Below are 947 nucleotides of genomic sequence, written 5' to 3' on the forward strand. Positions count from 1 at the left end.
TCCACGGTCCGGGGGAACAGTTGACCTTCGATTTGCAGGCCTTGCGCCTTGGCAGCAGCGCTCAGACGTGCAGCCTGTGGCGCCTTCCAGAAATGGTCGGTGATGCCGTCAAAACCAGCGGCGGCGATTTGCTCCAGTTGCGCTTCAATGGAAAGGTCGCATTGGCCACGGTGATCTTGCATGGCCCACAAGGACTGAAACACCAGGAATTCGCGCATGTCAGTTCCTCAACAATTGTTTGAGCGATACATCGGCATCGGCTAAAGCGACCACCGAGAGGGGGTTATGGTGGGTGATCAGCCGTTCGCACAACTTGATGTCCCTGGCGACGCTATTGCCCTGCCCCCAGCCGCAAGCTCCTAGCAGACGTTGTTCGGCATCGAGGTAGAACAACAGGAAACCTCCACCCGGGGTTGTCCGGCTCACCGTCGGTTCGGTGTTGACGATGACGCCCACGGTTTGCAGCCCCCAGTCGTACTGATCGGACCAAAAACCGGGAATGACGGCGAAGGGCTGTTCGCCCCCCAGCAGGTTCAAAGCGGCGTGATGGCCCTGGGTTTCGGCGTTGCGCCAGGTTTCCTGACGCTGGAACCCCCCTTGCGGGTGCAGACGAAATTCACAGACGTCGCCTGCCGCAAAGATGTCCGGCGCACTGGTGCGCAGCTGCGCATCGACACGAATGCCCTGACCCACCTCCAACCCGGCGGCCATGGCCAACTCGGTGTTGGGTTGCATGCCGATGCCCACCACGATCAGGTCACAGGGCAACAACTGGCCGTTGACCAGTTGCACCGCCTCGGCGCGAGTGGCGCCCAGCACCGTTTCGATGGCCACGCTCAGCCGGACGTCCACGCCCTGGCGGCGATGCAATTGCAGCAGGACACTGGACAATCGCTCAGGCAGGACACGACCTGCCAGGCGCGGCCCGGCTTCGAGCAAGGTCACCG

At 62.0% G+C, this 947-nt stretch carries 1 protein-coding gene and 1 pseudogene; both read right to left on the minus strand.

Features of this window, described 5'->3' with window-relative positions; all coding sequences use genetic code 11:
* Nucleotides 1-218, minus strand: a pseudogene (locus AC1DVH_RS31815) (sugar phosphate isomerase/epimerase); the annotation flags it as partial.
* 1 nt (nt 219) lies between these two features.
* Nucleotides 220-947 (minus strand): NAD(P)/FAD-dependent oxidoreductase (locus tag AC1DVH_RS31820; protein ID WP_477757125.1); only part of this gene is annotated, 728 nt, incomplete at its 5' end.

The sequence above is a fragment of the Pseudomonas sp. P4_C3 genome, from assembly GCF_056402075.1.